At 43.0% G+C, this 13,745-nt stretch carries 11 protein-coding genes; 4 read left to right on the plus strand and 7 right to left on the minus strand.

Going from position 1 to position 13,745, the window contains the following annotated elements; translation table 11 throughout:
* The first annotated feature begins 32 nt into the window (after positions 1-32).
* Complete coding sequence (locus tag F909_RS12875; RefSeq protein ID WP_005147858.1) at positions 33-2,441, plus strand: TonB-dependent receptor plug domain-containing protein; 2,409 nt, start codon at positions 33-35, stop codon at positions 2,439-2,441.
* A gap of 37 nt (positions 2,442-2,478) precedes the next feature.
* Here F909_RS12875 and F909_RS12870 read toward each other — a convergent pair whose 3' ends face one another.
* The 7 genes from F909_RS12870 to F909_RS0120205 form a co-directional block, all read right to left on the minus strand.
* On the minus strand, positions 2,479-4,218 hold the full coding sequence (locus tag F909_RS12870; RefSeq protein ID WP_005147860.1) for an amidohydrolase: 1,740 nt from the start codon (positions 4,216-4,218) through the stop codon (positions 2,479-2,481).
* A 146-nt stretch (positions 4,219-4,364) separates the two neighbouring features.
* Complete coding sequence (locus F909_RS12865) at positions 4,365-5,483, minus strand: acyltransferase family protein (RefSeq protein ID WP_005147861.1); 1,119 nt, start codon at positions 5,481-5,483, stop codon at positions 4,365-4,367.
* 117 nt (positions 5,484-5,600) lie between these two features.
* Entirely contained in the window at positions 5,601-6,485 is an 885-nt protein-coding gene (yddG, locus tag F909_RS12860) for an aromatic amino acid DMT transporter YddG (RefSeq protein WP_005147862.1), read from the minus strand.
* A 102-nt stretch (positions 6,486-6,587) separates the two neighbouring features.
* Entirely contained in the window at positions 6,588-7,862 is a 1,275-nt protein-coding gene (locus F909_RS12855) for a replication-associated recombination protein A (protein ID WP_171067281.1), read from the minus strand.
* Between the two features lie 82 nt (positions 7,863-7,944).
* Entirely contained in the window at positions 7,945-9,132 is a 1,188-nt protein-coding gene (gene ampC, locus F909_RS12850; protein WP_005147866.1) for a class C beta-lactamase, read from the minus strand.
* A gap of 25 nt (positions 9,133-9,157) precedes the next feature.
* Positions 9,158-10,321, minus strand: a complete 1,164-nt coding sequence (locus F909_RS12845; RefSeq protein ID WP_005147870.1) for a PQQ-dependent sugar dehydrogenase — start codon at positions 10,319-10,321, stop codon at positions 9,158-9,160.
* Positions 10,322-10,428: 107 nt separating this feature from the next.
* Positions 10,429-10,881, minus strand: coding sequence for a YcgN family cysteine cluster protein (locus F909_RS0120205; protein WP_032863226.1), 453 nt, complete (start codon positions 10,879-10,881; stop codon positions 10,429-10,431).
* A 187-nt stretch (positions 10,882-11,068) separates the two neighbouring features.
* On the opposite strand from F909_RS0120205, the gene F909_RS20775 reads away from it, so the two are divergent.
* From F909_RS20775 to mutY, 3 genes are all read left to right on the plus strand, one after another.
* The gene (locus F909_RS20775) at positions 11,069-11,227 is read left to right on the plus strand and encodes a DUF1328 domain-containing protein (RefSeq protein ID WP_004656956.1); all 159 of its coding nucleotides are present in this window, start codon (positions 11,069-11,071) and stop codon (positions 11,225-11,227) included.
* A 167-nt stretch (positions 11,228-11,394) separates the two neighbouring features.
* Positions 11,395-12,132: a dienelactone hydrolase family protein gene (locus F909_RS12835; protein ID WP_005147875.1), complete on the plus strand. Its 738-nt coding sequence runs from the start codon at positions 11,395-11,397 to the stop codon at positions 12,130-12,132.
* Positions 12,133-12,704: 572 nt separating this feature from the next.
* Complete coding sequence (mutY, locus tag F909_RS12830) at positions 12,705-13,742, plus strand: A/G-specific adenine glycosylase (RefSeq protein ID WP_005147877.1); 1,038 nt, start codon at positions 12,705-12,707, stop codon at positions 13,740-13,742.
* The last annotated feature ends 3 nt before the right edge of the window (positions 13,743-13,745 follow it).

Below are 13,745 nucleotides of genomic sequence, written 5' to 3' on the forward strand. Positions count from 1 at the left end.
AATGTTTACAGAACTTGAGTTAGAAGATCAAAATGAATACTCCTATTTTCAGAAATTTTCCTTTAAGTCTGAGTGCTAGCCTGATTTTGCTTGCTCTATACAGCAATGTGCACGCAGCTGAAAACAGTCCGAACGAACCCGAACAAGTCAAAACACTCGCGACCATTGTCGTCACAGGCACCCGTGCCAACAATCGCTCGCAAACGCAATCCTTACAGCCAATTGATCTGATTAGTGCCAAAGAGCTAACCGAACGAACGGGCTCCAATGAACTCGGCACAGCATTATCAAGGATTATTCCTTCAATTAACTTTCCACGTCCTACAGTCGTCGATGGCACTGAACTGGTACGGCCAGCGCAGTTGAAAGGACTTGCACCTGATCAGGTGTTGGTTTTGATCAATGGAAAACGTCGCCACACAGGTGCCTTTATTAATCTGGGCGGTACTATTGGTCGGGGTTCAGCACCTACTGACTTAAATGCAATTCCCATTTCAGCAATTAGCCGTGTCGAAGTACTGCGTGAAGGCGCATCGGCACGTTATGGCTCCGATGCGATTGCAGGTGTGATTAATATTATTTTGAAATCTAATCCCAAACAGAATGAGGCAGGCATCAAATACGGGATTTATGACAAAGGTGATGGTGAACAAAAACAGTCTTTTGTTTCAGGTGGTACCCAACTGAATAATTACGGTTATGCAATCTTTAGTGGTGAATGGCAAGATAGCCAAGCCACCAATCGTGCTGGCCCTGACCTGCGTGATCCCAAATCAAGTACCTATGGGCAAAAAACTTTCCGTTTTGGCGACCCAGATTCCGATGAAGTCAAAGCAGCCTTTAATTTAGGTTATGACCTCAGTGATCATGCCGAGCTATATTCTTTTGCGACCTATAGCCATCGCAATGCAGAAACGGCTGGATTCTACCGTTTAAGCAATGCCTCTAATAATGTGCCAGCGCTGTTTCCCAATGGCTATCTACCGATCATACAAGGACAACTCGATGATTTTGGCGCAGTTGCAGGTCTAAAAGGGGATTGGTCGGAGTGGCATTATGACGCCTCGGTGAACTATGGCTTGAATCGTTATGATGTCGATACTAAGACCATCAACGTCGATCTCTATAAAGATACCGCCGCAACCCCTTTCGGCTTTCAAAATGGCACTCTGAAAAATGCTCAAACTGTGGTGAATTTCGATGTTTCTCGGGAGTTTAATCTTGCAGCACTCGCCAGCCCACTGAATGTTGCGTTTGGAACACAATATCTAAATCAGAAATATCAAATTCAAGCAGGTGATCCCGCGTCCTATTATAAAAGTGGTTCTTCAGGGCTCGCAGGTTTCCGATCCGCCGACGCTGGTGAATGGTCAAGAGACAGTTATGCCGCCTATCTTGATTTAGAAGCCAATTTAACCGAAAAACTCTCGGCATCTACCGCGTATCGCCATGAATATTACAATGATTTTGGTCATACCGATAATGCATCACTGTCTTTGCGTTATGCGATTCATCCAGCAATTGCGGTACGTGGTAGTGCCTCTACAGGTTTCCGCGCCCCAAGTCTTGCACAACAATATTTTGCCCAAACCTCTTCACAGCTGATCAATGGCCAATTTGCTGAAGCAGGAACCTTCCCAACCACTTCATACGTTGCTCAACTGCTTGGTGCCGAAGAACTTAAACCAGAGAAATCTAAAAACTATAGCGTGGGTTTTGTTTTTACCCCAACCGATCAACTGTATGTGACTTTGGATGCTTATCAAATCGACATTGATAATCGGATTAGTCTGTCCTCCAATATCAATGCCAGCAGCGCAACCGTTCGCCAATACCTGAATTCAAAAGGCATTACTGACACCAACTTCAGCACCATTCGTTATTTCAACAATGCCAGCGATACCCGCACGCGCGGTGTTGACTTAGTTGCCACCTATAAATGGAATGCATTACCTTATGGGGAACTGAATACCTCACTGGCCTATAACTACAATAAAAATAAAGTGACCCATGTGGATGGAAACCCAGCTATCTTAGATGCCTTGGGTATTAACCTCACTCGTCTTGATCGTCGCGAGCAATACGGTTTATTGGCCGGTAGTACACCTGAACATAAATTTAGCTTGTCCAATGATTATAAGCTCGGAAACTTTAGCGTGAATACCAATGTGACCCGCTATGGCAGCTTTAAAACATTTAGCAATGCAGGTGAAGCCAAAGACCAGAAATTTTCAGCTAAATGGTTACTCGATTTAGCACTTTCTTATCAATATCAAAACTGGAACTTCACTGTCGGTGGCGACAATATTACCGATGTTTATCCTGATAAAGATGTCTACGATATTAACCAACCGACTGGTGGTAGTTTGCCTTATAGCCAGTTCTCGCCTTTTGGTTTTAATGGTGCGTTCTATTACGGCAAAATCAATTATCGTTGGTAATAATTAAAAAACCGAGCCATCTGGCTCGGTTTTCACTTTAATTCTGTGCGTTCTGATAAATCAGTTTGCCTTCTTTATAGGTGGCCAATATCTTAATATTCTTTATTTCACGACTCGGCACAGTCAACGGATTCTGATTCAGAATGACCAAGTCAGCAAGCTTACCCTGCGTTAAAGTGCCCTTGGTCTGATCCTCAAAATATTGATACGCTGCCCAGTCTGTCATCGACTTTAATGCCTGATAAGGGCTTACTCGCTCCTCTGCACCTAAGACATAATTGCTACGCGTTACTCGATTTACCGTCGCATCCAGCATCATCATACTGCTTGGTGGTACAACGGGTGCGTCATGATGCTCAGTAAAGATCAAATTCTTTTTTAAAGCCGTGGCTGTGGGTGAAATATGTGCAGCTCTGCTTTCACCTAGCGTTTGCTGACGATGCCAATCCCCCCAATAAAAAGTATGTAAGGAGAAAAATGACGGAATAATATCAAGTGCTTTGAGTTGATCCAGCTGATCATCACGAATGGTTTGCGAGTGAATCAACACACTGCGGCGATCGGCTTGGCCTTGTTTTGCTGTAGCATCTTTCACGGCCCCAATAAATTGATCAATCGCCGCATCACCATTGGCATGCGCAAGTATCTGCCAGCCTTGCTTAAACGCTACATTAATATAGTCCTTGACCTGCTGATCATTACTCATCGCAGGATAACCCTTGTAAGTCTTATCTTTGCCTTCAGGTGGAACTAAATACGGCTGAGTGAGCCAAGCAGTCTTACCTTGAGGTGAGCCATCTAAACTAATTTTGACGCCACCGATACGAAAATGATGATCATACTGGCGGCTACTGCCCTGTTTCAGCATATAGTCTTGGCTGGTGGTGATATCAGGATAAGAAACGACATCGATTGGAAGCCGATTCTGCTTGGCTAAAGCATGCCACATTTCAGTGGTGCCTTGATCAGCGCGTCCTTCTTGTACCGTGGTAAACCCATTTTTCACATAGGCATCAATACCTTTTTCTGCAATCTGAAACATCACCGCTGGGGGTACATCTTTAAAAATTGAGCCAATTGCAGTAAATAAAGCGGATTCTTCCAACACACCATTGGGCACTTTAGAATTAGCTTCACGGCGAATCACGCCACCCTCTGGATTTGGCGTATTTTGATTAATATTGAGCAACTCAAGTGCTTTATGATTGACCGAAGCCAAATGCCCAGATTGATGCAAAATCATCACGGGTTGGTCTTTAGATACACGATCGAGATCCGTTGCTGTCGGATGACGTTGCTGTTTTAATTGTGCATCATCATAGCCATTGCCCAAGATCCAGCCTCCCATGGTTTTAATCACCGTTGGATTTTGCGTTTTCCATGTGCTTAATACTTTCACAAGCGAATCTATGCCAGACACTTGACCATCAGGCATCGGGTAAAGATTAGCGACCATTTGATGGAAACCAACCATATTCACATGACTATGCGCATCAATAAAACTTGGCAATAAGGTTTTATCCTTTAGATCAATCGATTGAACTTTTTTATCCGCCAAACGTTCAGCCTGCTGCTTTGAACCAACAAAACGAATTTTTCCATCCTTCACCAAGAGTGCTTCTGCATATTCAGGGCTATTGCCCGACATGGTTAAAATCGAGCCACCATAAAACAGCTGTTCGGTGGATGAGATCGGCATTGATGTCGTCGCACAGCCCGCAATCGCTACCGATATAGAAGTAAATAAAGTCAATCGATTAAGATAAGTGCGATTCATGTATTGAAATCCATATTTTTATTATGTCTTTTTTAATTAAAACTGATTCCTCATCTGATAGAAAGCATTTGTGAATTATTTTTGTAATAATTGGTCAATTTTTCCTATGCTGCACCATGTCACATGCACAGATATGTGCATATTGGTTAAAACATTTTTGCCAATTTATTTGATACTTTAATCGCAAGATCATCCACATAATGACTATAAGGCTGTGCTAAAACAATGCTCAATAACACACTAAATAAGCTTGCCAATAATCCTGAATTTAAATAGGAGACACCCCATTGCGCATGCAATAGATTAAAAAATGGAATCCCCAAAGCATAAAGTACAGCAAGATGAATCAGATAAATCGAAAATGAAATTTTGCCGAGGAACACTAGAAAATGCTGATCAAAAAATTGCGCTAACCTCTTGCCTTTCAGCACCGCATAAACAATGCAAAAGCCACCAATAAAGTTGAGGTAATCATAAGTTTGCTCACCTAAAAACTGGGTAAAAATCTGATAACTGGCACTACTGTTATGTGCACCACAAAAATATAGCCCGAGTAGAAACAAAAGGATTGAAATCGTCGTACTTAATTCTAAAGCATAAAGAAATAGCCCCATCCCTAAAACAAAACTCAGCAGGCCCAATAACACCGTTTGCGAGATCGTATAAGCCGTGAACACACTCAATAGCAAGAAGATGCCACAAAGAATCGGCAATTTGCCATAAAAATAACAGGCGAGATAAATCACCAATGACCCAAGCAACTCAATTTGCATGGTCCACAGCACCCAGTTATAGCTGGAATCACCAAATAAGAATGCACCAATACTGCCTTCATACAATGCGGTACGCAGTTGCGGATGTGGGTTGGCCAATGCAGCCCCCCATTCTGAAACATGAGATACATCAACTGGAACAAAACAAGCTAGATAAGCGATGATACAAGAGACAAAGGCTGGAATCGCCAAGCGTGGATAACGTTTGACCAAGGAATTTTTCAATTGTGTTGCGGTATTGTGCTTTTTAAAGCTAGACAAGGTTAGTACAAAGCCACTTAAAACAAAGAACACAAAAACCGCACCTGTACCTGAATAAAAGAAGGCCAACGGTGAGTGATGTAAGCGCGCAAAAAAATCATATTGCGGTACTGCACTGGCATCAAAATTATGCAGTTGTGGAAAGAAGGTCAATGATAGATGTGACAACACAACGGCGAGACATGCCAAGCCTCGGATACTTTCCGCAGCGTTAATTTTGTTTGTGGTCATGGTGGAACTTGATCATCCTTGATAAGCGGGATGATGCGACCTTTTATCTGTAGTGTCTAGAGGCCGCTTACAAAAATACAGTGACTGTTCAGCGCATCAGCTAGACCAGACAATGTTTTAGTGTTTTTTCTGCGTTGCTACCCAGCATAGAATTGAACCTAAACACACCATAAATGCACCATACCAAAAAGAAAGGCCTAACGGAGTACTGAGTAGAATTGCCGAGAAAAAGGCAGATAAAACTGGAATAAAATAGGATGCACCGGCCAATAACGTCACATTGCCATGCAAAATCCCAACATTCCAAGCAGCATAACCGAAGCCCATTGCTGCTGCCGCGAAAAATAATGAAACTGAAGAAGACCAGTCAAAATCAAAGGTACCGCCACCCATCCATACATATTTAATCCAAAGCACTACTGAGACTAGGATAAAAAATAAGGTGACGCCATTGGTTCCCTGCGCAATTCTCGCTGTAAGCGTGCAGTAGGCAGCCCAGAGTAATGTTCCAATAAAGGCAAGCCCATAACTGAGGGGATTTTGCTGAATATTTTGCAACATGCCGACTAAATCAAAACCCTGCTCTCCACCAAGTACCCAACAGAGACCCAATATTGAAATGATAAAGCCAGGAATAATCAGGAAATTGGCTTTTTGTTGATTAAAAATAATGGCAGCAACCATAGTGAAGGCCGGCCATAAATAATTAACCATCCCCACCTCAATCGCCTGTCGATTATTACTGCTATAGCCAATCGACAGGGACAGACAAACCTCATAGGCAACAAATAAAATGCTGCCCCAGATCAGATAGGTTTTGGGAAAGCTTTTGAGGCTGGTCCAACCGACCGAGAAAAACAGGAAAATTGAGGCCAGTGTATAGATCAGTGCGGCGCCCCCCACTACACCAAAATGACTGCTGACTTCCTTGATTAAAGCAACAATCAAACTCCATAACAAGATCGCAATCAATCCAACCAGTGTCGCTTTTTTTGTGTTCATTTTATACAAATAGAAAGTTTAGACCAAAGCAAAATCCCTTCGTTTTAAAACAGAACTTCGCTTTGGAAAATGTAAAATGAGGAAATCTCTGAGATTATTCCCTTACTGCTGCTGTTGTTCCTGCTGCCAGCGACGCTGTTGCAAACGTTCACCTTCAACTTCACGTTTATTTAAGGCTCGCTCATACAACTTGGTGCCGCGTAGTTCAGGTGGTAAATAGTCCTGCAACACAAAATGCTCTGGATAATTATGCGGATACAGATAATCCACCCCATAACCTTGCTGTTTCATCAACTTGGTCGGTGCATTGCGCAGATGTAATGGAACAGGTAAATTTGCTGTTTTCTCTGCCAGCTCCAACGCTCGGTTAATGGCTAAATAAGTGCTGTTACTTTTTGGACTGGTCGCCAAGTAAACCGCACATTGCCCCAAAATAATCCTCGCTTCTGGCATCCCTACCGCTTGTACTGAACGGAAACATTCTCCTGCCAGTAACAGGGCATTTGGATTTGAATTGCCAATGTCTTCCGATGCGGCAATCAGCATACGACGTGCAATAAAGACTGGATCTTCACCACCTTTCAGCATACGAGCCATCCAGTACAGTGTCGCATCTGGATCACTGCCACGAATGGATTTGATAAATGCTGAAACCAGATCATAATGTTGCTCACCAGATTTGTCATAGCGGGCAATATTTTGCTGCGCAACTTTGACCACAATCGCATTAGTCACGATATTTTCAATATCAGGCTCAAAAGTACTGGCAATCAGATCAATCAGATTGAGGGCCTTACGTGCATCACCCGCCGCGAATTGAATCAACGCATCATATTCTTCAATCTGGATAAAACGTTCTTTCAAGAACTTATCACTTTGAATGGCTTTATTCAGTAAGCTTTGAATGGCATCTGCATCCAGACTATTTAAGGTATACACCTGACAGCGGGACAACAACGCACTATTGACCTCAAAAGATGGATTTTCTGTGGTTGCGCCAATCAAGGTGATTTTGCCTTTCTCAACCGCATTGAGTAAGGCATCTTGCTGCGATTTATTGAAGCGATGAATCTCGTCAATAAATACCACAGGTGTCAACAAGTCACCACTTTCCGCAATCACCTCACGGAGCTCTTTTACGCCCGTATTCAGCGCAGATAAACTGATAAAAGGACGATCTACGGCTTGAGCCAGTAACAATGCAATCGTGGTCTTCCCGACGCCTGGAGGGCCCCAGAAGATGATTGAGGGCAAGTGCCCTTGATCAATCATCTGACGTAAAGGGGCGTTTTCACCTAGCAAATGATCTTGTCCAATAATTTCGGACAAGTCACGAGGGCGTAACCGTTCAGGTAAAGGAATATGCGTATCTGACATCATCACTGGCTTTATGATCTTTTATCCTAGTCTATTGTGTCTGGCTCAAATCTACAATTTGAATCTGCACTCACGCGACATTCTATTGCGCACTGTTGTTCTGAACCAACTGTTGCATCACGCGATAGCTGGCCTTGATCCGTTCTTCATTTGGAAAATTGGTATTGGCTAACATGACAATTCCAATTTTTTGCTGAGGAATAAAAGCCACGTAGGCACCAAAACCATTGGTCGCTCCGGTTTTATTAAAGAACGTCGCGGGTGTGGCAAGTTTCGGTTGTTTAATCGGTGTGATTGCATGACTTTCTAAAGCCATTTTGCTCGAGTTGCCTTGTAAAAGTGTTTCAAGTGATACTGGATACGCATATTGTTCCCAGCCCAGACCTTGGGTCATGCCGCCTACTTTAAAATACCCCACATGGGTATTCTCTATTGCTTTGCGGAGAGGCTGTTTTAACTGCTGCGGATTGATCTGTACATCCAAAAATTTCAGCATATCTGCACTGCTACTTTTCACACCATAGGCTTCAGCATCAAACATGCCTGGCGATACACGCATGGCCTGATCAGCTTTATAGCCCCATGCGTAGTTCGGCATCTGTTGCTCAGGTACCTGAATAAAACTTTGTGTCATTCCCAATTGCGGCAGCAAGGTTTTTTCAATCAGTTCGCTATACGGTTTTTTCATTGCCAATGCCGTGACATAACCCATCAAACCGATACTTGGATTGGAATATTGACGAGCACTACCAACTTTGGTTTTTGCTTGCCAAGTCTGAAAATATTTCACCATATCTTGTTGCTGTATCACATCATCAGGAAATTGCAGCGGAAACCCGCCTGCGTTATAGGTCCCAAGATTCAGTATCGTGGCACGATTGACCGCAGTATTTTTCAGTTCAGGGAAATATTTGGCTGGATGATCCGACAAAGACAGTTGTCCTTGTGCCTGAGCATAACCTGCTAAAGTCGCATTAAAGGTCTTACTGACGGAGCCAAGTTCAAATAAAGTACTATTGCTTACCGCTTGTTGGTTTTGCTTAGAAGCAAGCCCATAATTCACAAAGTAATGTTTGCCATTTAATGTGACTGCAACCGCGATACCTGGAATTTTATATTGTGCTAACAATGGCTTAAACTGTTGGTCTACAATTTTTTGAACCTGTTGCTCTGTCAAAGTTCCAGCCCAAAGTGCTGAACTACTAGACACTAATCCTGTCAGTAAACATAGTTTTTTTAAAGTCATAGAAAAGGTATTCGGCTGATTCATTATGTGTATCACTTGAAGTTAAAATTTAATTGGCATGAAGTTTAAGTAGTTTAGCTTTCGGTCCATCTTCAATCACCCAAATCGAACCATCAGTGGTTTGCTGTAGACCACGAATTCGTTGATTCATCTCAAGTCGTTGAACTTCTTGGACCGGCTTGGCAGCTAAATCTACCACCACAATGGCTTTCGAAGATAAACCACCGATTAGAGCCTTATGTTGCCATAAAGGAAATTGCTGACCTGAATAAATGATCATGCTAGAAGGTGAAATCACAGGGGTCCAATCAATTGCGGGAGCTTTAAATTCTAGACGGGTATCATGATCAGGAATCGGCAAACCCGAATAATGATCTCCATTTGAGACTACGGGATAGCCATAGTTTTCACCTTTCACAATACGATTCAACTCGTCCCCGCCTTTAGGCCCCATTTCAACCACCCACAGCTGGTTTTGTGCATCAAATGCCATACCCAGTGGATTACGATGGCCTAAAGACCAGATTTCAGCAGTGACGCTACCCTGTTGGTAAAATGGATTCCCTTCAGCAGCAGTTCCATCCTCATTCAAGCGCAAGACTTTGCCTAAATTGCTTTTTAAATCCTGGGCAGGGTCAAACTTTTGACGTTCCCCCGAACTGACCCACAGTTTGCCATCGGGACCAAACTGCATACGATGACCATAATGGCCTTGCCCTGACACTTTCGGCACTTGTTGCCAGATGGTTTTTAAATCCGTGAGCTTGGGTTGCTTAGGATCAGATAAATCCAGTTTTGCATATGCAATCTCCGCACCATAACCACTCCGACCTTTGCTGGCATAACTCAAATATAATTGGTGATTCTGCTGAAAATCAGGATGCAAAATTACATCACCTAAACCACCTTGCCCACCATAACTGACGGTTGGAATGCCAACGACATTAATACTGCTGTTGGTTTGCGGATCAAATAATTTTAATTGCCCTTTACGTTCCGTAATCAACAACCGTTGGTCAGGCAAACTCACAATCGCCCATGGCTCATCAAATTCAGCGATGGTCTCAGTCCGATACTTTTGTGCAATGCTCTGACGCGAAGTATGTTGTGCTGTATTCTGTTCTAGCGTTTTAGTATTGCTTTCGTTGGCACCACAAGCGGCCAGAAATAAAATGCCACTGTAGAGCAAAGGTGTTATCAACAGTTTATTCATGGCTTATCTCCCTCATTTATTTTTCATCTTAGGGAACATCGCCAATAAAAATACTGCAAAAGTGTTGTTTTTATGATCATCATGTCTTATTGATTTGCTAGATGCTGTTAACGTATCCAACGCACAATATAGTCTTCAATCTGTTCCTCATCGATTTCAGTTTCTGAAATACAACGCCCGGCTGCGGACTTTTTCGCCTTGATCACACTTTGACGCGAACCTGTATTGAGGTAATGCCAAGACGGTAAATTCTTGCCCTCACTTAAACGACGATACGCACAGCTGGGTGGCAACCAAGAAATCGTACTGAGCCGCTCAGGTGTCAGCTGTATACAGTCAGGCACTTGTTGCTGACGGTTCGGATAATCGGAACAACGCGCGGTTTTACAGTCCAGTAATTTGCACGACACTTTGGTATAAGCCACCTCTGCGGTTTCTTCGTCTTCTAACTTGACCAGACAACATAAACCACAACCATCACACAATGCTTCCCACTCCGCATTGCTGAGTTGATCAAGCGGATATTGTTTCCAAAAATTGGGGCGCAGTTCGACAGACATACCAGTTGTTTCAATTTCAGAGGAGCTTTGCATTATAGCATTCATCCATGCTCGACTTGGTTCAATCTCTTTTAACTCATTTAACACTTCTTTAAGTATTAAACATTTAAACCACATAAACACCACATTTCGCTCAAAAAGCACACGCTATAGTGGACACATAACGAAAAAATTAGGAGGACACGACATGTTCCGTTGGGCCATTATTTTTGCTGTCATCGCACTCATTGCCAGTTTATTAGGTTTTGGTGGTGTAGCAGGTTTATCCAAAGATTTCGCAGTCATCTTATTGGTTGTTGCCGTAATCTTAGCCATCGTCGGCTTCTTATCCCGAGGCAAAGTCTAGGAGTTTCGACCTAGCCCAAAAATAAAAAAGAAGAATCTCAGCATTCTTCTTTTTTTATTTTTGATCGTTGTTAAAACAAGCGTATGTATTCTGTTTTTACGATGCCATCCATTTTCCTTTTTATGTTTTAATCAATGCATTCTAAAAATACAGATCAGGATTATAGAATGAGCTTCCCGATTAATACACGTGAAATTGAATATACCGCTCCCGATGGTCAACGCTTAATTGGTTATTTCGCTGCACCCGCAATTGATAAGCCTGTTGCAGGCGTGATTGTTGCACCTGAATGGTGGGGGCGTAATGCATATACTGAGCAACGTGCACGTGAACTTGCAGAACATGGTTTTGCTGCTTTAGCAATTGATATGTATGGCGATAAAAAAGTGACCACGGCTGTACCACAAGCTTCAGAATGGATGAATCAAACTTTTGAGCATGCTGATACCATTGTTGACCGTGCTCAAGCAGGTTTGGAAGCTTTAGCGACTCAAGCAGAAGTCAATGCAGACAAACTTGCAGCAGTAGGTTTCTGCTATGGCGGTAAAGTGGTGTTGGATTTAGCTCGTTCAGGTGCAGATCTCAAAGCAGTTGCAACCTTTCATGCCATCTTGAGTCCTAAAGCCCCTGCTGAGAAAGGCAAAGTTAAAGCTGAGATTTTAGTCCTGCATGGTGAACTGGATAGCATGGTGACCTTAGACAATGTCGCAAGCTTCCGTCAGGAAATGCATGATGCAGGCGTTGATCACGACGTGATTATTTTTGAAGATGCAAAGCATGGTTTTAGTAACCCACTTGCTGATGAGCGTGCCAAAGCCAACAATGTTGATTTAGGTTATAACGCCGAAGCAGAACGTCAAAGTCTTGAAGCGATGTATGAGCTGTTGGATAAACATTTAACGTGATTTACCTCCTAAATACAGAATTGAGCGAATATATAATTTGTTTAAATCCTAGATAATTTCTATCTCGTGCAAGGTGACATGGATGTCCCCCGTTGAACTACATTACATGGAGGTAATGCAGTTCAACAAATGCCTGTCTTGCGAAGCTTTGCTCCTCATTTGGGCAAAACCAAAGTAACTCACCGAAGGCACATACCAAAATTAGATCAGAATCTGACACGACTCCGCACTGCCTGCATTGCTCCCATTTTGTACTCAAAATTGAAATGATTACGCGTAGCCAATACCTTATTTTGAAGGGTCATGAGTTGAGACTAAAGCGACGCAAGGCAAAACCCATCTATTAGTCTGAGGGTACACATCCCCAGCAATTTTCGAAGCACGATTTGAAAAGCAACTGACTAACAGGTGGCATCCAGACCTCCTGCTCACAACTAAACATGGACGAGGGCTGAATAAAACCTTGATCTAAACTCACGACCTACATCTCATTTATTTTCCTCTAGAATTTTCACACCGCAAAAAGACCCATTTCAGCTATACTAAGGCTCTGCTTTTTACTGTTCTGATTCATGCCTGATTTTTCATTTTCTGATGCACTGCTTACATGGTTCGACCAACATGGCCGCCATGACTTACCTTGGCAAGTAGCCGGTGATCCCTACAAAGTATGGGTCTCAGAAATCATGCTGCAACAGACGCAAGTCAAAACTGTACTGCAATATTTCGATCGTTTTATTGAACGTTTCCCGACTGTAGCAACCTTAGGCCAAGCCAGTTGGGATGATGTCGCCCCATATTGGGCAGGACTCGGTTACTATGCCCGCGCCCGCAACCTGCACAAAGCAGCAGGCATCGTTAGCCAAAAGGGTGAATTTCCAGAAACCCTAGAACAATGGATCGAGCTGCCTGGCATTGGCCGCTCCACTGCTGGTGCGCTCATGTCACTAGGCTTACGTCAGTATGGCGTGATTATGGACGGTAACGTGAAACGTGTTTTAGCGCGTTTTTTTGCAATCGAAGATGATTTATCCAAGCCACAACATGAACGAGCGTTATGGCAAATTGCAGAAGATCTTTGTCCGCAACAACGTAATCATGACTACACCCAAGCGATCATGGATTTAGGGGCAACCGTGTGTACCCCAAAAAAACCGCTGTGTTTATACTGCCCGATGCAACAACACTGCCAAGCCTATCAACAAGGCATTGAACAGGAACTCCCTTTCAAAAAAGACAAGAAACCCGTTCCAGTTAAAACAGCTCATGTGTTACTGATCCAATCTGGAGATGAATGGTTTTGGCAACAACGTGAAGCGCAAGGTTTATGGGGAGGATTGTATTGTCTTCCGATTATTGAACAAGCAACCGAATTACAACAGATTGAGCAGCACTTTAAACTACAAGCTCAAGTATCATCTTTGCAGATTAGCCATAGCTTTACTCACTTCACTTGGTTACTAAATGAAAAACCGTTCCACGTGGAACATGATCAAAAGGAACAGTTGAGTATCGAATTAAATGGCATATGGCTAAGTCCAGAAAATGCGATTGCCAAAGGCATTCCAACAGCTATGAAAAAACTGATTACAGCCAAGCAGAACACTTAAAGC

Origin of the sequence: Acinetobacter sp. ANC 3929, assembly GCF_000369405.1 — a bacterium.
GTDB lineage: Bacteria > Pseudomonadota > Gammaproteobacteria > Pseudomonadales > Moraxellaceae > Acinetobacter.